Below are 22,180 nucleotides of genomic sequence, written 5' to 3'. Positions count from 1 at the left end.
CTCGTGTCAGCGGATGCTCTTCCTATCTCGCGGTCGTGGGGTGCGTGTAGCGACGAAAGTCGTCAGTGACCAGTTGGGACGCAGGCGTCGCGAACGGGTTGGGGTTCGCCGGGCACACGGTTCCGGGCGCGGGCAGCGTGCCGGACAGCAGGTAGGCGTAGATGTGGTCGGCCGCGCACTGGCTGCGGCGCCACGAGATGTGACCCCAGCCCGCGTAGGACAGCAGGCGGCTGCTCGGCAGTTGTCCCGCCACGGCCTGTGCGCCGCGATAGTCCGTCGCACCGTCGAAGTAGCCGCCCACCACCAGTACCGGCGCGGACGTGCGTGCGTTCCACGGGCCCGTGTAGCGGTCTTCGTTCGTGGGCCAGTCCGCGCACGCGGAGTTCGTCCACCACCAGTACGGACCGAACTCGGAACCTGCTTCGGCATAACGCCCGACAGCGCGGTACGTGTGGAACTCGCGCGGGAACTCGATGTCCGCGCACATGTTGCCGAGGTTGGCGTCGAACATGTTGTCGTAGGGCGCAACAACGGCTGCGGCAACGGCGGGGTGCACAGCCGCGTCGGCCAGGTCGTCGAGCGTGGCGGCGATGACCGTCCACAGCTCCGACGCGTAGCCCGTGAGACGTGCGTAGCCCACGACCTGGTCGTAGGTCCACACCTCGGTGCCGAGCTGGATCGGCTTCGCGCGCGCCGCGGTCAGCAGAGCCTCGTAGCGCTGCTTCGAGTTCGGGCCGAGCGGGCACCGGGCCTCGTCGCACAGCCGGAAGAACTCGTCGAGCACCTCACGGCCGGCGACCCGGTCCGACACGATCTGGCGCCCGCTGGAATACCGCTGCGGGTCCAGCACGCCGTCGATGGCGAGCGCGCGGATGTTGTGCGGGAATAGGTTCGCGTAGGTGGTGCCGATGTACGAGCCGTAGGAGTGGCCGAAGAAGGTGAGCTTGCGATCGCCCAGTGCGCGGCGCAGCAGGTCCATGTCCCGTGCGACGTCGGCGGTGCTCATGTGCCGTGCGATCGGCTTGTCGCACTTGTGCGCGAGGGCGCGGTACTTGTCGAAGAACGGCCGTTCCATCGCCGGCGTGTACGGGAACAACGGCAGGTCGGCGAGGTGGTCGGTGCGCTCCTGCTCGGAGGTGAAGCAGCGCAACGGGTCCGACCGGCCGATGCCGCGCGGGTCGAAGCCGACGACGTCGAAGCGGCCCTGCAGGCCCGCCGACATGCGGGTACCCCACGCCCAGGTGTAGTCGAGGCCCGACGCACCGGGCCCGCCGGGGTTGAACAGCAGCGACCCGATCCGCCGCGCCTGGTCGGTCGCGGGCAGCCTGGTCAGCGCGAGCGTCGTCGTGGCGCCGCGCGGGTGGTCGTGGTCCAGCGGCACCGCGACCTCGGCGCACTCGAAGCCGGGGTGCTCCGGCCCGCACGCCTGCCAGGCGATCGCCGGCGGCTCCGGGACCGCCTGAACGGGTGGGGCGAGGGCGACCACGAACGCCGCCACGGATCCCAGCACCAACGCACGCATGGCTCCCCTTCCCGCCGGTCGAGGAGCTGTTCATATCCGACGTCAGTCGGGTAGTCGAAGCTTTTGGCGAACTCCGAGCTGAGCCGCGATCTGGTCGTGGATCGGCGTGCTCATCACGATCGGCGCTGCCGGCGCGGCAGGCGGTGTCGGACCAGCTTTGTCGGTTTCCTCCGGCATGGTTGGAGGGTAAGCACGGCCGCCGACCCCTCCGGCCCGCCGACCAGGAAATCACACTCGTTGTACCCCAAAAGGTGATACCCGATCGAGCGATTTCTACGGAGGGTGGGGGCTTCGGCCAGGAACACGGTCCGTTCGCGGCGTGTTGTTCGGATTTATGGGTAACGAGCAGCGTGGCCGTGTGCGCGTGGAGCACTCGGCGAAGAGGGTCCGCACCTACTCCGGTGGCGATCTGGTCGCAGACACGACCGCGCCGCGTCTCGTCTGGGAGATCCCGTACTACCCGGCGTACTACCTGCCGCTGTCGTCGGTGCGCGTGCGGCTGGAGCCCACGGGGGAGACCAGGCACTCGCCGAGCCGCGGCGAGGGAGTGGTGCACGACGTGGTCACCAGCGGGGGAGTCGCGGCCGGCGCGGCGCTGACGTACCCCGGCTCGCCGATCGAGGAGCTGCGGGACCTGGTGCGGTTCGAGTTCGCGGCGATGGACGAGTGGCTGGAGGAGGACGAGCCGGTCTACGTGCACCCGCGCGACCCGTACACGCGCGTGGACGTGCTCGGGAGCTCGCGGCACGTGCGGGTGACGTTGAACGGCGTGACGCTGGCGGCGTCGACCCAGCCGCGCATCCTGTTCGAAACCGGGTTGCCACCGAGGTACTACCTGCCGTTGAGTGACGTCCGGCTCGATCTGCTGAGGCCCTCGGACACCCAGACGCAGTGCCCGTACAAGGGCACGGCGGCGTACTGGTCGGTCGAGGTCGGCGGTGAGCTGCACGAGGACCTCGTGTGGATCTACCGCACCCCGTTGCCGGAGAGCCAGAAGGTCGCCGGGCTGGCGTGCTTCTACAGCGAGAAGGTCGACCTGTACCTCGACGGCGAGCTGCAGGAGCGGCCGAAGTCGCCCTGGTCGTGAGGCGTTCGCGGGAGAGATCCTTCACACACTGCAAACTTGCAGTGACTGCAAAAACTCCCTGTACTGTGTGACGCGTGAACCAGTCGGGGGAAGGTCTGCGCGACCGCAAGAAGCGCCGCACGCGTGCGGCGCTGGAGCGGGCGACGCTGCGCCTTTCCGCCGAGAAGGGCTACGACCACGTCACCGTGGAGGAGATCGCCGCCGAGGCCGACGTCTCGGTGCGCACCTTCTTCAACTACTTCGCGGGCAAGGACGACGCGCTGATCGGCGCGGACCCGGACACGGGCCCGCGCATGGTTGCGCGCGTCCTCGAGGCGGAGGGGGCCACGCCGTTCGAGGCGTACCGCGACGCCGTGCTCGCGGAGATCGACGACGAGCTGAACAGCGCGCGTGACCTGTGGCTGCTGCGCAAGGACGTGCTGATGCAGCGCCCGGACCTGCTGGTCCGCGCGTTCGCGTCGAGCGCGGAGGCCGAGCAGAAGCTCAGCGCCGCCGTGGCGCAGCGGGCCGGGCTGCCGGCCGACCACCTGTACCCGCGCCTGCTGGTGGCCGCGGGCACGGTGGCGTTCCGCTGCGCGGTCACCCGCTGGGCCCTCGACGACACCGTCGAGCTGGGCGGCCTGGTGGCTGAAGCGTTCGACCTCTTCGGCGCCGGACTGGCTCACGCACCGCACGACCACGAAGGGGGAGCCTCATGAGCACCGAAACCGAAGCGCCAAGACCGGTCCACAGCAAACGCGAAGTCCTCCAGGCCATGTCCGGCCTGATGATGGGCATGTTCGTGTCGATCCTGGCCGGCACCATCGTCTCGAACGCCCTGCCGCGCATCGTCGCCGACCTCAAGGGCTCGCAGTCGATCTTCGCCTGGATCGTCACCGTCGAGCTGCTCGCGATGACCGCGACCGTGCCGCTGTGGGGCAAGCTCGCCGACCTCTACAGCCGCAAGCTGCTGATCCAGGCCTCGCTGAGCCTGTTCGTCGTCGGCTCGCTGATCGCGGGCTTCTCGCAGAACATCGAGATGCTGATCGTCAGCCGCGTCGTGCAGGGCCTCGGCGCCGGTGGCGTCACCGCCCTCGCGACGATCGTGATGGCCGCGATGATCCCGCCCCGCGAACTGGGCCGCTACTCGGGCCTCTTCGGCGCCGTGTTCGGCGTCGGCACCGTCGCGGGCCCGCTGATCGGCGGCCTGCTGGTCGACACCTCGTGGCTCGGCTGGCGCTGGTGCTTCTTCATCGGCGTGCCCTTCACCCTGGCCGCGATCTACCTGCTGCAGCGCACCCTGAACCTCCCGGTCGTGCGCAACGAGCAGACCAAGATCGACTACCTGGGCGCGTTCCTGATCGTGTCCGGCGTCTCGACCCTGCTGATCTGGTCCTCGCTGGCCGGTCAGAAGTTCGAGTGGGCCTCCGGCTGGACCGCCTTCCTGGTGAGCCTGGGCGTGGCCCTGCTGATCGCCGCGGTGTGGGTCGAGTCCCGCGCCCACGACCCGATCATCCCGCTGTCGATCTTCCGCAACCGCACCGTCTCACTGGCCACGATCGCCAGCGCGCTGGTCGGCGTCGCGATGTTCGGTGGCACGGTCTTCCTCTCGCAGTACTTCCAGCTCTCGCTGGGCAAGACCCCGACCCAGGCCGGCCTGCTCGGCCTGCCGCTGATCTTCGGCCTGCTGATCTCGTCCACGGTAGCCGGTCAGCTGATCACGAAGTACGGCAAGTGGAAGGCCTTCCTGGTCTCGGGCGGCGTCGTCATGGTCGGCGGCATGCTGCTGCTGTCCACGATCACCGCGCAGACCACGGTGTTCATGGTGAGCGTGGACATGTTCGTGCTCGGCGTCGGCGTCGGTCTGCTGATGCAGAACCTGGTGCTGGCGGCCCAGAACGACGTGCCGGCCCGCGACCTGGGCGCCACGACGTCGACCCTGACGTTCTTCCGGTCCCTGGGCGGCGCGATCGGCGTGTCCGCGCTGGGTGCGGTGCTGGCCAGCAAGGTGACGTCGCTGACCACCGAGAAGTTCGGGCCGATCGCGACGGCGGGCGGGGAGAACGCGGTGCCGGACATCACGGTGCTGCCGCCGGAGGTCAAGGCGGTGATCGCGGAGATCTACGCGACGGCCACCGCGGAGATCTTCCTGATCGGGGCGCCGTTCGCGGTGCTGGCGTTGCTGGCGGTGGTGTTCATCAAGGAGAAGCCGCTGAAGGAGCTGAGCGGGGACGAGAGGCTGGCGGCGGAGATGGCCGCGGGTCACTGATCGTTCCGCTGGTGTGGAGGAGCCCCCTGGTTCGCCGCCAGGGGGCTCCTCCGCGTTCTCGGCTGCTCGGACCCCTTGCTTTCGTCAGGGGTCCGCCCTGTCTTCCGGGCCGGGTGCCGACGCCCCGCCCTTCCTACCGTCTTGACCATGAACAGCATCTGGGCGATCGGCCTCGTCGCCGCCCTCGCCTCTCCACCGGACATGTCCACAGTGGACAATTACGTCACCGGCTATTTGAGTGCCGCCTCCTATCCCGGCGTCGCCGTCGCCATCACCAAGGGCGACCAGGTGATCATGACCAAGGGCTACGGCCACGACTCCACCGGCGCGCCGATCACCGAGCACTCCAAGATGGCGGTCGCCTCCGTCAGCAAGTCCTTCACCGCCCTCGCCGTCCAGCAGCTCGCCGGCGCAGGCGGGCTCGACCTCGACCGGCCGGTCCGCACCTACGTCACCGACTTCGCGGTCGACGACCCGCGTGGCGAGCGGATCACCACCCGGCACCTGCTCAACCACACCTCGGGCATCACCGACGGGACGTTGCACGAGAAGTCCTTGCCACAGCCGAACAGTCCGCAGGAAGCGGTCGAACGCGCCAGGCAGGCGACGCTCGCGAGCGACCCCGGCTCCCGGAACCGGTACACCAACACGAACTACCACCTGGCCGCGCGGGTGGTCGAGGTGGTGTCGGGGGAGCGGTTCAACGACTACCTGGAGCGGCACGTGTTCGAGCCGTTCGGGATGCGGGACACGACCGCGATCGACGTGACGCCGCGGGACCTGCCGGCCGACTACGTGAAGGGGCACGGGTACGCGTACGGGATGTCGGTGGCGGTGACGGAGCCGCACCGGTTCGTGGCGGGCTCGGACGGGGTGGTCACGACGGCCGCGGACATGGCGAGGTGGCTGGTGCGGCAGCAGGCGCCGCGCGACGGGATGGGGTGGGCGACCGATCAGCAGGGGCGGTTGCGGCACAGCGGGATCTGGTTCACCGCGACCGCGGGGCAGCTGGTCACCAAGTCGGGGTACGGCATCGCGGTGATGGCCAACAGCGGGGTCGGGCTGGCCAACGAGGGCACGTCGCAGCTGGAGAACGGCATCGCGGACGTGCTCGACGGGAAGACGCCGGAGGAGCCCGGATCGCCGCGGTTGCTGACGGACCTCGTGCTGGCGGCGTTGACGTTGTTGTCGCTGGCGCTGAACGTGCGCGCGTTGCGCAGGCCGCGGCGGTTCCACAAGGCGTGGCAGCTGGTGAGGTTCGTGCCGTTGGGGGTGCTGGTGGCGTTGCCGGCGTTGACGGGGCTGCTGTACGGGGGCGGGCGCGACATCACGTTCTACCAACTGGCGCACTATTCGCTGCCGCTTGTGGTGTGGTTGGGCGTGTCCAGCGTGATGAACATCAGCGTGGCGGTTGTGCGGTGGCGGCGGTGAGGACGGCGGCGCTTGCGGCGTGCGTCGCGGTGGCGGTCGCTGTGTCGTTCGCGATGCACGAGAACGTGCCGCCGTGGACCGCTGCGGTGTGCGTGCCGTTGTTCGTGGTCTCGTTCCTGCTCGGGCGGCGGATGGCGTCGGCGTGGCCGGCGGCGTTGTTCCTGCTGAGCACGGTGGCGGGGGTCCTGGCGCTCGGGGTCGTGGGGCTGGCGGTGGCGCTGCCGTGGTTCCTCGGGCACCTCGCGCACCAGCAGGCCGCGCTGGCCGCCACCACCGTTGAAGCCGCCCACCTGCGGGAACGGACTCGCATCGCGCACGAGGCCCACGACACGCTGGGGCACGAGCTGAGCCTGCTCGCGTTGCAGGCCGGGGTGCTGGAGATGACCCTGCCCGAGGAGCACCGGGAGGCGGCCGCGCGGCTGCGGGTGGGTGCGGCGGGAGCCACGGAACGGTTGGCGGACCTCGTGTTCCTGCTGCGGGACGGTGAGCCGCCCGCGGTCGAAGGCGTGCGAGAGCTGGTGGATCGGGCGACCGCGGCAGGACTGCGGGTGGAGCTCAGCGTGGACGGTGAGCTGGAGTCCACTGTGGAGCCGACCGTGCGCCGGGTCGTGCAGGAGGCGCTGACCAACGCCGCCAAGCACGCGCCCCGCTCGGTGTTGCGCCTGAAGGTGACGAGCGCGGACGAGATGACGGTCGTGGAGGCGAGCAACGACGTCGGGTTGCGCCGCGGCCCCGGCAGCGGGCTGGGGCTGGTGGCGTTGCGCGAACGGGTGCGGCTGGCCGGCGGTACGCTGCGGACCGAGCGCGGCGAAGGCAGGTTCGAGCTGGTCGCGACCTTGCCACACCCGGGGGACCAGTGATCCGCGTGCTGCTCGCAGACGACGAGGCGATGGTGCGCGCCGGTGTGCGCGCCATCCTCGGCGCCGATGGGGCCATCGAGGTCGTCGCCGAGGCCGCTGACGGTCGCGAGGCCGTCGACCTGGCCCTGAAGCACCGCCCGGACGTCGTGCTGCTCGACGTCCGGATGCCCCGCCTCGACGGCCTGCAGGCCGCGAAGGAGCTGGCGCGCCACGGGTTCGGCGTCGCGGTGCTGACGACGTTCAACGACGACGGCTACCTCGAACAGGCCCTCGACGGCGGCGCGCGCGGGTTCCTGCTCAAGTCCGGCGACCCCCGCGAGCTCATCGCCGGCGTCCACGCACTGGCCTCCGGCGGCGCCTACCTCGCCCCGAAGGTCGCCGCCCGCATGATCACCCGCTTCCGGACCTCCCGCGTCGGCGCCGCCCGCGCGCAGGTCGAGTCGCTGACCACCCGCGAACGCGACGTGCTGGCGCTGCTCGGCGAAGGCCTGTCCAACGCGCAGATCGCGCGCCGGCTGGACCTCGTCGAGGGCACGGTGAAGGGGCACGTGAGCGCCATCCTGACCCGGCTCGGAGCGCAGAACCGGGTGCAGGCGGCGATCGTGGCGCACGAAGCCGGGCTGGTGACCGGCTAGAACGGGGCGCTAGAACGGGAAGTGGCTGTGCCCTCCGGCGATCGTCACCCAGCGGGTCGCGGAGAACGCCTCCACGCCCCACCGGCCGCCGAACCTGCCGTACCCGCTCGCCTTCACCCCGCCGAACGGCGCCTGCGGCTCGTCGTCCACGGTCTGGTTGCCGACGTGCACGATGCCGGTGCGGATGCGGCGGGCCAGGGCGAGGCCGCGGCGGGTGTCCTCGGTGAGGATGCCCGCCGTGAGGCCGTGTTCGGTGTTGTTGGCGATGGCGACGGCCTCGTCGTCGTCGGCGACCGGGACGACGATGACGGCGGGACCGAAGATCTCCTCGGTGAAGATCCGCATGTCCGGGGTGACCTGGTCGAGGACGGTCGGGCCGTCGCCGGAGGTGAGCAGGCGGGCGCCGGCGGAGACGGCCTCGTCGACCAGCTCCGACACGCGGGCGGCGGAGCGGGCGTTGATGACCGGGCCGATGACGGTGCCGGGATCGGTGGGGTCGCCGTGGGGCAGCGAGGCGACCTTGGCGGCGAGGCGGGTGGTGAACTCCTCGGCGATCGACTCGTGCACGAGGATGCGGTCGGTGGACATGCAGATCTGGCCCGCGTTGTGGAAGGAGCCGAACGTCGCGGCGTTCACGGCGTGGTCGAGGTCGGCGTCGTCCAGGACCAGCAACGCGTTCTTGCCGCCGAGCTCCAACACGGCGGGCTTGAGGTGTTGTGCGGCAAGGGTTCCGATGGTCCGGCCTACCTCGGTGGAGCCGGTGAAGTTCACCGCGCGCACGCGTGGGTCGGTGACCAGGGCCTGGGCCACGGCGGCGGCGTCGGCGGGGTCGTTGGTGACGACGTTCAACGCGCCGGCGGGCAGGCCTGCCTCGTGCAGCACCTCGGCGATGAGCAGGCCGGCGGCGATCGGGGCGTCCTCGCTCGGCTTGAGCACCACGGTGTTGCCGGCCGCGAGGGGTGCGGCGACGGCGCGGGTGCTGAGGATGACCGGCGCGTTCCACGGCGCGAAGGCGGCGACGACGCCGAGCGGTTCGCGGACCGCCAGCGACAGCTGGCCCTCGGTCTCGGTGGTCAGCACCTCACCGACGGGCTGGGTGACCGCGGCCGCCGACTCGCGCAGGATGTTGGCCGCCAACATGACGTTGAATCCGGCCCACCCGGCGACGCCGCCGACCTCGGCGGCCATCAGCCGCACGACCTCCGGTGTGCGGGCCTCGAGGAGGTCGGCCGCGCGCAGCAGGATCGCGCGCCGCTGGGACGGTGATGTCGCGGACCACCGCGCGAACGCCTCCTGCGCCGCGTCGACGGCACGGGTCACGTCCGCGGGCGAGGCCGCGGCGACCACGGCGTGGACCTCGCCCGTGTAGGGGTTGCGGTCGTCGGTCGTGCGGCCGTCCAGCGCGGGCACGCTCTCGCCGCCGATGAAAAGACTCGTCTCGTTCGCCACGCCACGGAGTCAAGCGGTCGACGAGCCGATCATCCAAGCAGGCTTTCCGGTGGGTGGAAACCCGACTGCATCGTCCGCCCGATGCCCCGTGCCGCGACCTGCAACGCCGCCACCAACCGCCCCCGCACGTTGCGCAGGTCCGGCACGACGATCCCGAGCGCCGCCACGACCGCTCCGTCCACCTCGACCGGCACCCCCACCGAGCACGCCCCGAGCGTCATCTCCTCGAACGTCTGCGCGTACCCGTCCCGCCGCACCCGGTGCAGCTGCGCCCGCAACCGCGCCGGTTCGACGATCGTGTACGGCGTGCACCGCGTCAGCTGATGGCCGAGCACCTCCTCCTGCACCTCCGCAGGCGCGTGCGCGAGCAACACCTTCCCCACGCCCGTGGCGTGCAGCGGCAACCTGCTGCCCGTCGTGCTCACGATCGGCACCGACGCATGCCCGGAAACCCGGTCGAGGTAGAGCACCTCGACCCCCTCGCGCACGGCCAGGTGCACCACCGCTCGCGTCGCCGCGTGGATGTCGTGCAGGAACGGCTCGGCCACCCGGCTCAGGTCCACCTCACCCGCCGCCAGCAACCCGAGCCGCCAGATCCGCCGCCCGATCACGTACTCACCCGACGCCAGCCGCCGCACCGCGCCCCAGGCCTGCAGCTCGGCCAGCAACCGGTGAGTGGTGCTGACCGGCAGGCCGCTGCGCCGCGCGATGCCGCTGAGGGTCTGGCTGCGGTGGCGCGCGTCGAAGGTGCCGAGCAGGGAGAGGAGCTTGGCGGAGACGGTCGCGGTCACGCCGGAATTCTGCACCCGAGCCGCGTCGCCCACAGCGGGACCACCGCCGTCAGGAGCCCACGCTCACCCGCACCGTGAACCCGTCCTCCGACCGCCCCATCGACACGTAGCCGCAGGTCCGGTGCAGGATCCACAAGCCGAGCCCCGCGGTCTGCGTCACCTCGGTCGGCACCAGCCCCACCAGCGGGTCACGCGGCCCCGGCCCGCGGTCCGTGCACGCGATCACCACCCGCGACCTGTCCGCCCACAACCGGAACCGCACCGGCCCGGCCCCGTGGGTCAGGCCGTTGGTGATGATCTCGCTCGCCGCGTACACCACGTCGTGCGCGCTCTCCTCGTCGAGGTCGACGTTCGCGATCGCGGCGTTCACCGCGCAGCGCACCGCGGCCGGGGTCGGGTCGACGAGCTCGAGCAGGGGCCGCGACTGTTCGAGGACGTCCGGGCGGGGTGCGCTCAGGACGCCGCCGTAGTCGAGGTTGGCCGAGCCAGCCACGTGCGGGTGGGTGCGGGCGACGTCGGCCAGGACGTAGTCCGGGGTGGTCCTCGTGTCGTAGGGGCACAGGCCCCACAGCGGGAACTCGGCGTAGGCCTGGTTGACGGCTGCCTCGTAGCGGGCCCACCAGTCCCAGGGGGCGCCCGTGCCGGGGTGGGGGACGTCGCCCACGACGTGGATGCGGGTGGCGCCGGCGGCGACCAGCTTGCCGCAGAGCTCGCGGTAGCTCGCGATCGCGTCGGAGGGGCGGGCGTACTGGTCGGCACCGGGCAGGTAGGTGACCGCGTCGTCGCGGCCCAGTGCGCCGCGCAGCAGGGCCGTGTTCTGCTCGGCGCAGGCCACGAAGGTCGGGTGGCCGGCGCGCAGGCCCTCCTCGACGAACGGGACGGTGAGGCTGAGGAAGTCGTCGTCCGAGCCGTAGAAGGCGGTCTCGTGGTGGAAGCCCGTCACCGGACGCACTCCACGTTCTCCAGGCCGAGGATCGACACCAGGCGGGCCAGCGCGGCCTTCTCCGAGCGCAGCACGAGGGTCGCGGCGTGGGACCGGGCGCAGTCGTGCAACGCCAGCAGGCCGCGGTGGTCGATGAACCTCAGGCCGGTCGCGTCGACCCTCAGCTCGCCGCCGTTGACGGACGGTCCCGCGCGCAGCAGCGCCAGCGGCAGCAGGTCACGGCTCGCGCGGTCGACCTCGCCGTGCAGCGCGATGCCGTCAGCGGTGGCGTGCAGCCGGAACGGGGCGCCGTGCGGGTTGGTGACCGGGTGCATCGAGGCCAGCTGCTCGACGGTTCCGGCCGGCAGCTCAGGGCGGCGGTAGGCGCACATGGCCGAGAACGGTGAGCCGGTCATGTACCGGTCGATGAGGTGCTCGTAGCGGCAGAACGCGTCGAGCGAGGCCGGTGAGCCCACGAGCGCCGTCGCGTCCGCGGCCACCCGCAGGCCGGTGAAGCCGTCGTGCAGCGCCGCCCTGGTCGCCTCGGCGTAGGCGGCGACCTGGTCCGCGGGCGAGACGGTGCTGCCGGTGCGGTAGCGGGACTCGAGCGAGATCACCTCGGCGGAGCCGTCGCGCAGGGCGGCGGCGAGCACCGGCGAGGACGCGAGGTGCCCGGTCAGCTCCTCGGCGTCACCGCGCGCCACGTAGCAGGCGCGCTGACCGCGCTCCAAGCCGTCCGCGAGGAACTCGACCGCACGTGCCTGGAACTCGGCGAAGTCGTCGAACGACCAGCAGAGGTGGTCGCTGGAACTCATCCCGACGACGACGTCAGTGACACCGGACGTGCGCATGGCGTCCCATCCTACGTGACCTCCGCTGGGCCATCCGGGCGATCCTCCAGCTCAGCGCTCCGCCGACCCGCGTCCTGCCCGGCACTGCGCTACGGTCTGGGACTCGGGTGTCGCAGTGCCCCCTCTGGAGGTTGCCACGTGCAGACCGACGACCAGGCCCCGTGCCGCATCACGAGCGAGAGCGTGGGCGCAGCCGTCGTCGTGCACGTCACCGGAGAGCTCGACTGGGACACCGCCGACGCGCTGTCCGAGCAGCTGGGCGAGGTGGTCCACCCGGCGTCACCGGTGGTGCTGGACCTGACCGCCGTGGGGTTTCTCGGCGCGTACGGGATCAGGTTGTTGTTGGAGCACCACGAACGGTGTGTGCGTGACGGCGGTGCGTTCTCCGTGGTCGCCAACACGCCCGTGGTGTTGCGGCCGTTGCAGGCATTGGAACTCGAGGACGTGCTGAACGTGCGGCCGAGCGTGCCGGAGGCGTTGGGACGTCAGGGAACTCCGCTGGCCTGACTCCGTCCGAAGAGGAGGACGCCGTGTCCGACTCGTCGTTCGCGATGCTCGCGAACCTGCTGCAAGCCAGCCACCTGGCCACCCTGGAGCAGGTGCCGGTGCTGGTCGAGAAGCACGCGGTGGGCTTGTCGAACTTCGACTTCCTGCTCGCGGACCTGCGGGAGGAGTGGCTGGTCGCGCTGCGCGACGGTCAGGCCGTCTCGGTGGAGCGGAGTCTGGCCGGCCGGTCGTTCCGCGACGTCGCGCTGATCGAGACCGCGCACGAGGACGGCCACCACTTCTGGATCCCGCTGCTGGACGGCACCGAACGCATCGGGGTGCTCGGCGTCGTCGCGGCGGACGACTCGGCGGAGACGCTGGACCGGTTGCAGGCCCTCGCGTCGTTGGTGGCGTTGATGCTCGTGAGCAAACGGCCGCACAGCGACACCTATGCGCGGTTGGTGCGCACACAGCCGATGACCGTGGCGTCAGAAGTCGTGTGGCCTCTGATGCCACCGCTGACGTTCGCCACGGACAACCTCGTGGTCTCGGCGGTGCTGGAACCCGCCTACGAGATCGGCGGCGACGCGGTCGACTACGCCGTCGAGGGCGAGGTCGTGCGCCTGTCGATCTTCGACGCGATGGGCCACGACCAGTCGGCCGGCCTCACCGTCGCCCTCGCCACCGGCACCTGCCGCAACCACCGCCGCCGGGGCGCCGGCCTCGTCGACACGAGCAACGCCGTCGACGAGGTGATCGGCGCCCAGTTCGGCGGCCGCCGGTTCGCCACCGGGGTGCTGGCCGAGCTCGACTTCCACACCGGCCGGCTGAGCTGGGTGAACCGCGGCCACCCGGCGCCGCTGCTGATCCGCCAGGGCCGCTGGCTGCGCGAGCTGCGGTGCCGGGTGGCGCCGCCGATGGGCTTCCAGCTGCCCAGCGCGCCACAGCTCTGCCACCAGCACCTCGAACCGGGTGACCGGCTGCTGTTCTACACCGACGGCATCGTCGAGGCCCGCGACGGACACGGCAAGCAGTTCGGCCTGCGCCGGTTCGTGGACTTCGTGGTCCGCCGCGAGGCCGACGGGTCCACGGCGCCGGAGACGTTGCGGCGCTTGATGCGCACGGTGCTCGCCCACCAGCACGGGCGGTTGCAGGACGACGCGAGCGTGCTGCTCGTGGAGTGGCAGCAGCACCGCGAACGGTCACTGCTCGTGCACGCGCCCCGGCGTCAGAGCATCGGCGGCATCGGCGGCGCGGCCCGGTACGACTCGGTGTAGTAGTCGCCGCTGCGCTTGCGGTAGTCCTCGGGGTCGGCGTCCGCGTCGTACTCCGGCGCGTTCTTGATCTGCTCCTTGGTGCGGTCGACCCACACCTTGCGCTCCTGGTGGTCGACCCGCTGCACCGTGCCGACCGGCAGCACGACCTTGTGCCCGAAGATCCACGGTCCGGTGTCGACCATCAGGCAGTCGTTCGGCACCTTGGCGTTGTCCTCGTCGACCTTGCCGATGCCGCCGTCGGTGGCTTCCACGTCGTAGCCGACGAGGCCGGTGTCCGGGCGCTGGGCGAGGGGAGTGGCGTCGTCGTCCTGACCGGACCAGGACTGGTCGCGCCACACGAACGGCAGGAACGGGATCGGTTGCACGTGGACCTCCATCATGTTGCCGAGCAGGACAGGCCCTGGGTACCCGTTCGTGCTTAGGTGGTGAACATGACCGATGAGAACGTGCTGGGCCGCATCAACGAGCTGGTCGACGAAGAGCACCGGCTGCGGCAGGCGCTGGCCGCCGGTGAGATCTCCACCGAGGAGGAGCACGCGCGGCTGCGGGCCGTCGAGGAGGCGCTCGACCAGTGCTGGGACCTGCTGCGCCGCCGCCGGACCGCCCGGTCGACCGGTGCGGACCCCGACGGCGTGCAGGCGAGGCCGGTGGGCGAGGTCGAGGGCTACCTGCAGTAACGCAGGCAGTCGCTCAAGCTCGCCCGAGGAACCCCTTCATCATCTCGATCTGAGCGACGCGGGACCTCTCGATCCGCCCCGCCAGGTCCCGCACCTCCTGCTTGGCGCCGCTGCCGGCCTCCCACCTGGCCATCTGCACGGCGTCGTCCTGGTGGGCGATCAGCACGTTGAGCAGCCGCCGGTCGAACTCGGCACCGGTCAGCCCGGAGAGCCGGCCGATCTCCTCCGGGTCGCTGCGCCGCATCCCGCCGTGGTCGAGGTGCGCGTCCGGCGGTGCGGTCATCGGCGCGCCCCAGGACGTGAGCCAGCCCTTCATCGTGCCGATCTCGGTGGCCTGGGTCGACGAGATCGCGGCCGCCAGCATCCGGACGTCGGCGTCGGCCGCGCGGTCGGCGGCCAGCGCCACCATGGACACGCCCTGCTCGTGGTGGGGGATCATCATCTGCAGGAACATCACGTCCAACGGGTCACCGCGCAGCGTCGTGCTGTCCGGCTGCGCAGCGCAACCGGACAGCACGAGCAGCACCAGCAGCAGCCGGACCATCAGAGCCGGCGCCACAGGGCGGGCGTGTTCGGCGGCTCCCACCCGGCCAGTGCCGTGTGGGCGAGCTGGCACTCGTAGGACACGCCGCCGTAGGTCACGCGGTTGCCGATCGCATAGGTCGTCCCCGCGGCCCACGTGCCACCGGCGGGCGGAGGCGTGGTGGTGGTCGGCGGTGTCGTCGTGGTGGTCGTGGTCGTCGTGGTGGGCGGAGGCGTGCTGCCACCGCCGAAGTCGACGTCCGAGCACGTGTAGAACGCCTCCGCGCTGCCGACGACGCGCTGCCAGATTGAGTAGACGATGTGGCGGCCGCTGCGTTGCGGGAGGTTCAGCGTCCAGTTCGTGAACGTCGTCGGGTTCTGGTTGTTGAACGTCGACAGGTGCACGAGGTCGGACCAGCGCAGCGGCTGCGTGGGGTCCCAGCCCTGCCGGGTGATGTAGAACTCGAAGTTGCTGTTGGAGTGCGGTGCCGACGCGTGGTAGGTCACCGTCAGCGGTCCTGCCGCGACTCTCTTGGCCGGCCAGTCGGCGCGTGGCAGGTCGAGGCCGCGGTACTTGTCGCGGCCCGCGCTGCAGAGCTTGCCGTCCGGGATCAGCTGGCGGTGCCGGCCGCCGGCCTCCAGCAGGGAGACCTCGTTCCAGTCGTAGTACGCCTGCGTGCCACCGGCCGCGACGGCCGCCTTGCACGCGGCGGACTTCGGGGTCTCGGGGCCCTCGTTCTTGCAGACGTAGACGCGGCTGGGCGGGTCGGACATCGTGCCGTGCGCGACGGCGGTCGACGTGGGGACGAGGAGTGCTACGGCCAAGGCGCTGGTGGCGGTGACGCTCGCGAGAGCGATGCGGTGCCGTGCCTTCATGGCTCCTCCAGGCAGGGGGAGATGACGGGTGGCGGCCCGGTTCAAGAGTGTAAACAAAGGTATGGACCATTTGTAGAGGTTGCCCGGTTGAAATTTCATCCTGACTGGACGATCACTAGGCTCGGGGTTGTGCCCGACCGCCCCGGACCCGAGCAGGTGCAGACGCTCGACGAGCTGATCGTCGCGTTGCGCGTGCTGAAGGTGTGGGCGGGCAACCCGTCGTTGCGGCAGGTGGAGAAGCTGTCCGGACTCGCGCGCAGCACGCTCGCCGACGCGCTCAGCCCGAAGCGCAGGACCGCGCCCGCGGTGGAGGTCTTCCAGGGGCTGCTCAAGGCATTCGGCGTCACGGACACAGAGGAGTGGCTGGCCGCGTGGCGCCGGGTGCAGGCCGGACCGGTGCGCGCCGCCCCGGTCGCCCAGGCCGTGGTGCCGCGCCAGCTGCCCGCGGTCGTGCCGGGGTTCACCGGGCGGGCCAAGGCGTTGAAGGAACTCTCGGCCTTGCTGGAGGACGGCAACAGGCTCGCGGTCGTGTGCGGGATCCCCGGCGTGGGCAAGACCGCGCTGGCCGTGCAGTGGGCGCACCAGGTGGCGAACCGGTTCCCGGACGGGCAGGTGCACCTCGACCTGCGCGGGTACTCGTCCGGCCCGCCGGTGACACCGGACCAGGCGCTGGCGCTGGCGATCCGCGCGTTCGGCGTGCCCGGTGAGGACATCCCGTTGCAGCAGGACGCGATGGTCGGCATGTACCGGTCCATCACGTCCGAGAAGCGCGCTCTGGTCGTTGTGGACAACGCGCCGAGTGCCGCACATGTGCGGCCGTTGGTGCCGGGTGGGTCCGGCTGCATGACGGTCGTGACGAGCCGCGACCGGATGGCCGGTCTGGTGGCGCGAGAGGGCGCGCACCGGCTGGAGCTCGGGGTGCTCACACCGGAGGAGGCACCCGCGGTGGTGATCAGCGTGCTCGGCCCGGAACGGGTGCTGCGCGAGGAGGACGCCGTCGAGGAGCTGGTCCGGCTCTGCGGGTACCTGCCGCTCGCGTTGCGGATCACCGCGGCGAACCTGGCCGACCGTCCACACCAGACGATCGAGGAGCACGTCGCCGAGCTGGTGGGCGGCGACCGGCTCGGGGCGTTCGAGATCGAGGGCGACACGGACGCGGCGGTGCGCACGGCGTTCGGGCACTCCTACGTGGCGCTCGACCCGCTCGCACGGGCGTTGTTCCGCCGCATGGGGTTCGCACCGGGTCCCGAGCTGTCCGCGAGGACCGCCGCCGTGCTGCTGGACCGTTCCGAGGCCGAGACCACACCCGTGTTGCGTGCTCTCGTCGGCGCGCATTTGGTGGAGGCGAGGGCAGCCGGTCGGTACGGGTTGCACGACCTGTTGCGGTTGTACGGCCGTGACAGGTGCGTGGTGGAGGAGACGGACGACGCTGCTGCTGCGGCCGTCGAACGCTTCTACGCCCACTACCTGGACATGGCCGTCGCGGCGGCGCGCAGTGTGAGGCCGGACTTCCTGGTGCTGTCGGACCTGGTGCCGCGGCAGGTGTTCGCCGGGCCTGCCGACGCGTTGCAGTGGTTCGACACCGAACGGGCCACGGTGGTGACCGCCGTGGAGAAGGCGGTCGAGCTGGGCCAGGCGCGGATGGCGTGGCTGCTGACCGACGCGCTGCGCGGCTGCTACTGGCTGCGCCGGCACACCGCGGAATGGCTGGCCGTGGCACGGGTCGGGCTGGCCGCCGCCGAACAGGCCGGTGACGCGCGGGCCGCCGCGGCGATGCAGCTGTCGCTGGGCACCGCGCACTGGAGCGCGGGCGACATGCGGGTGGCCGCCGAGCACTTCCGGCAGGCCGTGGCGGCGAGCCGGGTGGCGGGGGACCGGTACCGCGAGTTCAGCACGCTGGGCAACCTCGGCGGCGTCTACTCCGAACTGGGCGCCTTGAGCGACGCCGCCGACTGCTACACCCGCGAGCTCGCCTTCTACGCCGAGATCGGTGACTCTGCCCGGCGTGCGCGTGCACTGGGCAACCTCGGCCTGATCCAGCTGCGCCTCGGGACGCTCGCCGAGTCGGCTTCGAGCCTGCGCGCGGCGGTCGAGCTGCGCGAGTCGATCGGCGAGACCAGGTCGGCGGCGAACTCGCTCGGCGCGCTCGGGATCGTGCACCGCTACCTCGGCGACCTGGACCAGGCCGCCGAGCACCTGCGCCGGGCCAGGCAGCTCAACCACGACCACGAGGACCGCGTCGGCGAGGCGGCCGCGCTCGACGACCTCGCCCGCGTGCACCGCGACGCCGGCCGTTCCGCGGAGGCGTTGCGGTGCGCGGAGCAGGCGCTGTCGCTGGCGTCGGGCCGGTGGAGATCGACGCGCGGATCACCGTGGCCGCCGTCCGCGGCCGACGCGACGACCTGCTGCGGGCGTCCCGGCAGGCAGCGGCGTGGGTACGGCCACGGCATGGCGGACGCGCTGGTCGAGCTGGCGTGGCTGGAGCTCGCGGCCGGGGACGGTGCTGCGGCGGCCGCTGCTGCGTCCGAGGCCCGTGACCACGCCGCCGCGACCGGGCTGCGGATCCTGGAGGGGCTGGCGCTCACCGCGCTGTGTGCCGCTTCGGGGTCCGTCGAGGCTGGTCAGGCGGCTGTGGAGGTGCTGGAGGGCACCGGGTACCGGTTGGGCGTCGCGCGGGCACTGCTGCACCTGGGCCTCGCTTCGGCCGACGGTTCGGATGCGTGGCGGCGCGCGTTGGACATCTTCGAAGCCGTGGACAGCGACGAAGCCGCACGGGTGCGATCACTCCTAAGTGTCCGGAATCGTCCGAACAGCTTGTGAGTGTGGCATCGCGCTTGATACATCCACGGACACAAGGGGGAACCATGAAGAAGTTGAGTGTGTCCGTGTCCGCCGCCGTGGTGGCCGGACTGTGTTTCGCAGCGCCCGCACAGGCGGGCTGCGACCCGGTGCACGATCCGGGAACGGGGTGCTCGGCCACGTTCCAGGTCGATCTCTACAACGTCATCCCGGGCGGCAGTGCCCTCGCGAAGGGCACGTTCGTCGACAAGACGCCGCACGTCAAAGCGCCGTCGTTCGTCCAGGACACCGCCGACGACGGCCTGGCCGCGCACCTGTGGATCAAGTACTTCAAGATCGTGCCCGGCGGCACGCAGGAGGTCACGAGGTCGCTCGCGAGCGCCTCGGGCGTGGGCACGTCGACCCCGATCGAGTGGCTCTCGCCGGACCAGATGCACAGGTTCTACCTGAAGGTGTGCGTCGGCGAGGGCGAGTCGAACTGCACGCCCTGGTACCTGTGACGGCTGTCCGGATCCGTCCGGTGTCGTCCGAAGCCCTGGTCAAGCAGGGGTTGCGCGGCGAAGATCAGTTGTGTTCGGCCTGGTGCCGGTCGTCGCTGGGGGTGACGACCGGCGCTCCGGTCCCACACCGATGAGCTTCCGGGCTCCCGGTGGTCCACCCTCTCCGACGAGAGGAGCAGGACCCCGATGGACCTGTACAGCGTGCTGTGCGTGAGCGACCTGGCCAACGCGTTGACCTGGTACGAGGCCTTCTTCGGCCGTGCGGCCGACGAGGTGGTCGGTGAGGAGCACCTCTGGCACGTCGGTGAGAACGCCTACGTGGTGCTCGACGCCCGTGACGTGCGGGCCGCACGCGTGGGTGGAGCCATGGTCACGTTGGGCGTGACGGCCCTGGACGACTTCCTGGACCGGTTCGCCGCCCACGGCATCGTGCACGAACCCGTGGAGACCTACGGCAACGGCGTCCGGCACGTCGAGGTGCTCGATCCGGACGGCAACAGCCTGTCGCTAGCCTCGATGCCCGGCTAGCCGGGTTTGGCGTCGCGGAAGATCACCCACCGCATCACGCTGTACATGAACACCGCCTCGCACGCCCCCGCCACAATCCGCGACAGCTGGTACTGCATCCCCAGCGCCGTCAGCGCGCTGCCGACGCCCAGGATGAACGCCAGGTAGTTGATCAGGATCGCCACCGCGTACAGGCCGGCCTGCGGGCCGACCGGGGCGTGCGAGCGGAAGTTCAGCGCGCGGTTGAGCACGAAGCTCAGGCCGAAGGCGATGACGTAGGCGACGGTGAACGCGACCGGCACCGGCCAGCCGAGGCCGGAGCGGAAGAGCGTGAGCAGCAGCAGGTCGATGCCGAACGTGCAGCCGTTGATCAGCGCGAAGCCGAGGAGGCTGGGCGGGACGAGCCTCGACAGGCCGAACGGCAGGTACCGGACCACCACTTCCATCCAGGCGTGGAACCTCTGCCCGAGGTCCGTCTTCTGCTCGCTCAAGGTGGTGGTCTCCCCGCCGGTCATACCTCGACGGTCCCACGAACGGCCCAGGGGAAAGCGACGAAACGCCCACCGGTTCCGGTGTGGTCGGCAGGTGTTCAGCGGGCGGCGGGGCGTTGTTCCCGAGATCTTCACCGCCGGCGTCGGCCCCGCACCCGCCGGAAGCGCTCTCATGTCCATTGTCGACGGATGAACACGCGCCTGTGTTTGTTGTCCACCAACCGTTTCCGAAATCGCGGGATGCACACTTGCATGCACTGGACGGCATCTATGCTCCCCGCCGTGACGGATGCGACAGGGGTGCTGGTGGCCCAGCGGTACCGGCTTCAGCAGGTGATCGGCACCGGCGGGATGGGCCGGGTGTGGCTCGGCCGGGACGAGCTCATCGGCCGTGAGGTGGCCATCAAGGAGCTCGTGCTGCCCACCGGGCTCGACGCCGAGCAGCGGTCGCTGCTGTGCCGGCGGGCCATGCGCGAGGCGCGGCTGGCCGGGCAGCTCAACCACCCCGGCATCGTCACCGTGCACGACGTGGTGGAGTTCAACGGCACGCCGATGATCGTCATGGAGCACGTGCGCGGCGGGTCGCTGTCCGACGCGCTCAAGGCCCAGGGGGCGTTGCCGGTCGAGCAGGTCGCCCACATCGGGTCGGCGATGCTGAGCGCGTTGCGGGTGGCGCACCAGGCCGGGATCGTGCACCGCGACCTCAAGCCCGGCAACGTGCTGCTGTCCGGGGAACGGGTGGTGATCACGGACTTCGGCATCGCCAGGCTGACCGGCGACGTCCAGCTCACCACGGACGGCTCGATCGTCGGCACGCCCGCGTACATGGCGCCGGAGCAGGCCACGGGTGCGCAGGTCTCGCCCGCGACGGACATGTGGTCGCTCGGCGCCACCCTCTACGCCGCGGTGGAGGGGCGGCCGCCGTTCCAGGGCCAGGACTTCATGACGACGTTGTCGATGCTGCTCACCCAGGACCCGCCGCCGCCGACGCGGGCCGGGCGGCTCACGGTGGTGCTGCAGGCGTTGCTGCGCAAGAACCCGGTCGAACGCGCGAACGTCGACCAAGCCCTCGCGTTCCTGGCCGGCACGCCGGTGGTGCCGGTCGCGACCGGCGAGCGGCGCGGGACGAGCAGGCGCACGGTGCTGCTCGCGGGCGGTGCGGCCGCGGTGGCGGGCCTCGGCGGGGCGGCCTGGTGGGTCGCGTCCAGCACGGGGAAGCAGGGCGAGGCGGACCTGCCCTCCACCCCCGGCACGAACGTCGCCGTCAAGGAGGGTGCGACCGAGCAGAGCACCTCCCAGGTGCCCGGCCGGCCCGTCGAGATCACCGAGCACCTGCAGCTCAAAGATCACGAGGAGCAGGTGACCTCGATCGCGTTCAGCCCGGACGGCAAGACGCTCGTGAGCGGTGACGGCGACCTCGACCGCGAGGGTCCCGCGATCCGGTTGTGGGACGTGGCGACCGGGAAGCTGGTCGTCAAGCTGCACGGCCCGACCGGTCCCGGCGGCGCGTCCGCCAACGCGGTAGCGTTCAGCCCCGACGGCCGGACCATCGCGGCGGGCGGCAACCGGCTCAGCGGCAGCACCATGCTGTGGGACGTGGCCAAGCGCGAGGTCGTCGGGCTGGTCGACGAGAGCTACTCGATCATGAAGACGCTGGCCTTCAGCCCGGACGGCAAGACCCTGGCCGGCGTGACGCACACCGGCAACATCCAGCTCTGGGACGTCGCCACCCGCCAGCTCAAGATCGGCATCCCGAACGGCGCCGGCAGCCGCAACATCGCGTTCAGCCCGGACGGCAAGCTGCTCGCGAACGGCGGGAAGAACGGTGGCGAGGTCCGCCTGTCGGACCCCGCCACCGGCAGCACCGTTCAGACCATCAAGGACGGCACCGGCTCCGACGTCGCGTTCTCACCGGACAACAGGTTCGTCGCCGTCCCGGACGCCGACGGGAAGAACGCCTTCCAGATCTGGGACGTCGCCACCGGCCAGAGCACGGCCGTCTTCCCGCGCACCGAGGAGATCACGCTCACCTCGGTGCTCTACAGCCCGGACGGCAAGACCGTCGCCGCCTGGGGGCTGGGCAACGTCATCCAGCTCTGGGACGTGGCCTCCAAGAAGATCCGGGCCGTCTGCATCGGTCCCGGCAGCAACGTCGAATGCGTCGCCTTCGACCCCGGCGGCACCCGGATCGCGTGTGGCGGCAAGGACTCCGTCATCCGGATCTGGAAGCTGGACAGCGGCAGGTAGTC

Annotated in this window: 23 protein-coding genes; 13 read left to right on the top strand and 10 right to left on the bottom strand. The window is 71.0% G+C overall.

From position 1 onward, the window contains the following. Positions 1-22 precede the first annotated feature (22 nt). Both BBK82_RS40180 and BBK82_RS55925 read right to left on the bottom strand, forming a co-directional pair. A complete protein-coding gene (locus BBK82_RS40180) occupies positions 23-1,522 on the bottom strand; it encodes an alpha/beta hydrolase (protein ID WP_065919605.1) in 1,500 nt (499 codons plus the stop codon). Positions 1,523-1,564: 42 nt separating this feature from the next. Next, positions 1,565-1,699, bottom strand: coding sequence for a hypothetical protein (locus tag BBK82_RS55925; RefSeq protein WP_257785414.1), 135 nt, complete (start codon positions 1,697-1,699; stop codon positions 1,565-1,567). Positions 1,700-1,856: 157 nt separating this feature from the next. On the opposite strand from BBK82_RS55925, the gene BBK82_RS40175 reads away from it, so the two are divergent. The 6 genes from BBK82_RS40175 to BBK82_RS40150 all read left to right on the top strand — a co-directional run bounded on the left by BBK82_RS40175 (position 1,857) and on the right by BBK82_RS40150 (position 7,783). Further along, positions 1,857-2,609: a DUF427 domain-containing protein gene (locus tag BBK82_RS40175; RefSeq protein WP_065919604.1), complete on the top strand. Its 753-nt coding sequence runs from the start codon at positions 1,857-1,859 to the stop codon at positions 2,607-2,609. 74 nt (positions 2,610-2,683) lie between these two features. After that, positions 2,684-3,307: a TetR/AcrR family transcriptional regulator gene (locus BBK82_RS40170; RefSeq protein WP_065919603.1), complete on the top strand. Its 624-nt coding sequence runs from the start codon at positions 2,684-2,686 to the stop codon at positions 3,305-3,307. Beyond that, a complete protein-coding gene (locus BBK82_RS40165; RefSeq protein WP_065919602.1) occupies positions 3,304-4,857 on the top strand; it encodes an MDR family MFS transporter in 1,554 nt (517 codons plus the stop codon). The genes BBK82_RS40170 and BBK82_RS40165 overlap by 4 nt, the downstream gene beginning before the upstream one ends. Positions 4,858-5,004: 147 nt before the next feature. Further along, entirely contained in the window at positions 5,005-6,288 is a 1,284-nt protein-coding gene (locus BBK82_RS40160) for a serine hydrolase domain-containing protein (RefSeq protein ID WP_065919601.1), read from the top strand. Continuing rightward, positions 6,285-7,148 carry a sensor histidine kinase gene (locus BBK82_RS40155; protein ID WP_237047837.1) on the top strand — a complete coding sequence of 288 codons (864 nt, stop codon included), beginning with the start codon at positions 6,285-6,287 and terminating at the stop codon, positions 7,146-7,148. The genes BBK82_RS40160 and BBK82_RS40155 overlap by 4 nt, the downstream gene beginning before the upstream one ends. Beyond that, positions 7,145-7,783, top strand: coding sequence for a response regulator (locus tag BBK82_RS40150; RefSeq protein ID WP_065919599.1), 639 nt, complete (start codon positions 7,145-7,147; stop codon positions 7,781-7,783). The genes BBK82_RS40155 and BBK82_RS40150 overlap by 4 nt, the downstream gene beginning before the upstream one ends. A gap of 9 nt (positions 7,784-7,792) precedes the next feature. Here the strand turns inward: BBK82_RS40150 and BBK82_RS40145 are convergent, their stop codons facing one another. Genes BBK82_RS40145 through BBK82_RS40130 form a run of 4 tightly spaced genes read right to left on the bottom strand, consistent with a single transcriptional unit; the run spans position 7,793 to position 11,796 of the window. Beyond that, positions 7,793-9,232, bottom strand: coding sequence for an aldehyde dehydrogenase family protein (locus BBK82_RS40145; protein WP_065919598.1), 1,440 nt, complete (start codon positions 9,230-9,232; stop codon positions 7,793-7,795). 29 nt (positions 9,233-9,261) lie between these two features. Continuing rightward, positions 9,262-10,023 carry an IclR family transcriptional regulator gene (locus BBK82_RS40140; RefSeq protein ID WP_083268972.1) on the bottom strand — a complete coding sequence of 254 codons (762 nt, stop codon included), beginning with the start codon at positions 10,021-10,023 and terminating at the stop codon, positions 9,262-9,264. Positions 10,024-10,072: 49 nt separating this feature from the next. Next, a complete protein-coding gene (locus BBK82_RS40135) occupies positions 10,073-10,966 on the bottom strand; it encodes a sensor histidine kinase (RefSeq protein WP_237047836.1) in 894 nt (297 codons plus the stop codon). Further along, entirely contained in the window at positions 10,963-11,796 is an 834-nt protein-coding gene (locus BBK82_RS40130) for an MEDS domain-containing protein (protein ID WP_065919596.1), read from the bottom strand. The genes BBK82_RS40135 and BBK82_RS40130 overlap by 4 nt, the downstream gene beginning before the upstream one ends. A 138-nt stretch (positions 11,797-11,934) precedes the next feature. On the opposite strand from BBK82_RS40130, the gene BBK82_RS52085 reads away from it, so the two are divergent. Together BBK82_RS52085 and BBK82_RS40120 are read left to right on the top strand one after the other, a co-directional pair. Next, complete coding sequence (locus tag BBK82_RS52085) at positions 11,935-12,303, top strand: STAS domain-containing protein (protein WP_065919595.1); 369 nt, start codon at positions 11,935-11,937, stop codon at positions 12,301-12,303. A gap of 23 nt (positions 12,304-12,326) precedes the next feature. Next, positions 12,327-13,559, top strand: a complete 1,233-nt coding sequence (locus BBK82_RS40120; protein ID WP_065919594.1) for a PP2C family protein-serine/threonine phosphatase — start codon at positions 12,327-12,329, stop codon at positions 13,557-13,559. Here BBK82_RS40120 and BBK82_RS40115 read toward each other — a convergent pair. After that, positions 13,511-13,924 (bottom strand): hypothetical protein, encoded by a 414-nt coding sequence (locus BBK82_RS40115; protein ID WP_065921741.1) that lies wholly within the window; start codon positions 13,922-13,924, stop codon positions 13,511-13,513. The genes BBK82_RS40120 and BBK82_RS40115 overlap by 49 nt on opposite strands. 66 nt (positions 13,925-13,990) lie before the next feature. On the opposite strand from BBK82_RS40115, the gene BBK82_RS40110 reads away from it, so the two are divergent. Further along, positions 13,991-14,236: a DUF2630 family protein gene (locus BBK82_RS40110; RefSeq protein ID WP_065921740.1), complete on the top strand. Its 246-nt coding sequence runs from the start codon at positions 13,991-13,993 to the stop codon at positions 14,234-14,236. A 13-nt stretch (positions 14,237-14,249) separates the two neighbouring features. Here BBK82_RS40110 and BBK82_RS40105 read toward each other — a convergent pair whose 3' ends face one another. Together BBK82_RS40105 and BBK82_RS40100 are read right to left on the bottom strand one after the other, a co-directional pair. Next, positions 14,250-14,795: a DUF305 domain-containing protein gene (locus tag BBK82_RS40105; RefSeq protein ID WP_083268517.1), complete on the bottom strand. Its 546-nt coding sequence runs from the start codon at positions 14,793-14,795 to the stop codon at positions 14,250-14,252. After that, positions 14,780-15,634 (bottom strand): lytic polysaccharide monooxygenase auxiliary activity family 9 protein, encoded by an 855-nt coding sequence (locus BBK82_RS40100; protein ID WP_065919593.1) that lies wholly within the window; start codon positions 15,632-15,634, stop codon positions 14,780-14,782. Before BBK82_RS40100 ends, BBK82_RS40105 begins: the two co-directional genes overlap by 16 nt. Positions 15,635-15,763: 129 nt before the next feature. Between BBK82_RS40100 and BBK82_RS40095 the strand changes: the two genes are divergently transcribed. The 3 genes from BBK82_RS40095 (at position 15,764) to BBK82_RS40085 (ending at position 19,461) form a co-directional block, all read left to right on the top strand. Then, the gene (locus BBK82_RS40095; protein WP_065919592.1) at positions 15,764-18,454 is read left to right on the top strand and encodes an ATP-binding protein; all 2,691 of its coding nucleotides are present in this window, start codon (positions 15,764-15,766) and stop codon (positions 18,452-18,454) included. A 44-nt stretch (positions 18,455-18,498) separates the two neighbouring features. Then, a complete protein-coding gene (locus BBK82_RS40090; RefSeq protein ID WP_065919591.1) occupies positions 18,499-18,933 on the top strand; it encodes a hypothetical protein in 435 nt (144 codons plus the stop codon). 186 nt (positions 18,934-19,119) lie between these two features. Beyond that, positions 19,120-19,461, top strand: coding sequence for a VOC family protein (locus tag BBK82_RS40085; RefSeq protein WP_065919590.1), 342 nt, complete (start codon positions 19,120-19,122; stop codon positions 19,459-19,461). Here BBK82_RS40085 and BBK82_RS40080 read toward each other — a convergent pair. After that, entirely contained in the window at positions 19,458-19,955 is a 498-nt protein-coding gene (locus tag BBK82_RS40080; protein ID WP_083268514.1) for a GtrA family protein, read from the bottom strand. The genes BBK82_RS40085 and BBK82_RS40080 overlap by 4 nt on opposite strands. Before the next feature lie 258 nt (positions 19,956-20,213). Here BBK82_RS40080 and BBK82_RS40075 point away from each other — a divergent pair, with 258 nt between their 5' ends. Next, entirely contained in the window at positions 20,214-22,178 is a 1,965-nt protein-coding gene (locus tag BBK82_RS40075) for a WD40 repeat domain-containing serine/threonine protein kinase (protein WP_170068045.1), read from the top strand. Positions 22,179-22,180: the final 2 nt, after the last annotated feature.

This window comes from Lentzea guizhouensis (assembly GCF_001701025.1).
GTDB lineage: Bacteria > Actinomycetota > Actinomycetes > Mycobacteriales > Pseudonocardiaceae > Lentzea > Lentzea guizhouensis.
Note: the sequence above shows the minus strand (reverse complement) of the source record. Positions and strands in the feature narration are given on the sequence as shown.

Excerpts from the sequence above, each read along its gene's own strand:
- BBK82_RS40180 (WP_065919605.1), bottom strand. The coding sequence starts at position 1,522 with ATGCGTGCGTTGGTGCTGGGATCCGTGGCGGCGTTCGTGGTCGCCCTC.
- BBK82_RS55925 (WP_257785414.1), bottom strand. The coding sequence starts at position 1,699 with ATGCCGGAGGAAACCGACAAAGCTGGTCCGACACCGCCTGCCGCGCCG.
- BBK82_RS40175 (WP_065919604.1), top strand. The coding sequence starts at position 1,857 with ATGGGTAACGAGCAGCGTGGCCGTGTGCGCGTGGAGCACTCGGCGAAG.
- BBK82_RS40165 (WP_065919602.1), top strand. The coding sequence starts at position 3,304 with ATGAGCACCGAAACCGAAGCGCCAAGACCGGTCCACAGCAAACGCGAA.
- BBK82_RS40160 (WP_065919601.1), top strand. The coding sequence starts at position 5,005 with ATGAACAGCATCTGGGCGATCGGCCTCGTCGCCGCCCTCGCCTCTCCA.
- BBK82_RS40130 (WP_065919596.1), bottom strand. The coding sequence starts at position 11,796 with ATGCGCACGTCCGGTGTCACTGACGTCGTCGTCGGGATGAGTTCCAGC.
- BBK82_RS40110 (WP_065921740.1), top strand. The coding sequence starts at position 13,991 with ATGACCGATGAGAACGTGCTGGGCCGCATCAACGAGCTGGTCGACGAA.
- BBK82_RS40100 (WP_065919593.1), bottom strand. The coding sequence starts at position 15,634 with ATGAAGGCACGGCACCGCATCGCTCTCGCGAGCGTCACCGCCACCAGC.
- BBK82_RS40090 (WP_065919591.1), top strand. The coding sequence starts at position 18,499 with ATGAAGAAGTTGAGTGTGTCCGTGTCCGCCGCCGTGGTGGCCGGACTG.
- BBK82_RS40085 (WP_065919590.1), top strand. The coding sequence starts at position 19,120 with ATGGACCTGTACAGCGTGCTGTGCGTGAGCGACCTGGCCAACGCGTTG.
- BBK82_RS40080 (WP_083268514.1), bottom strand. The coding sequence starts at position 19,955 with ATGACCGGCGGGGAGACCACCACCTTGAGCGAGCAGAAGACGGACCTC.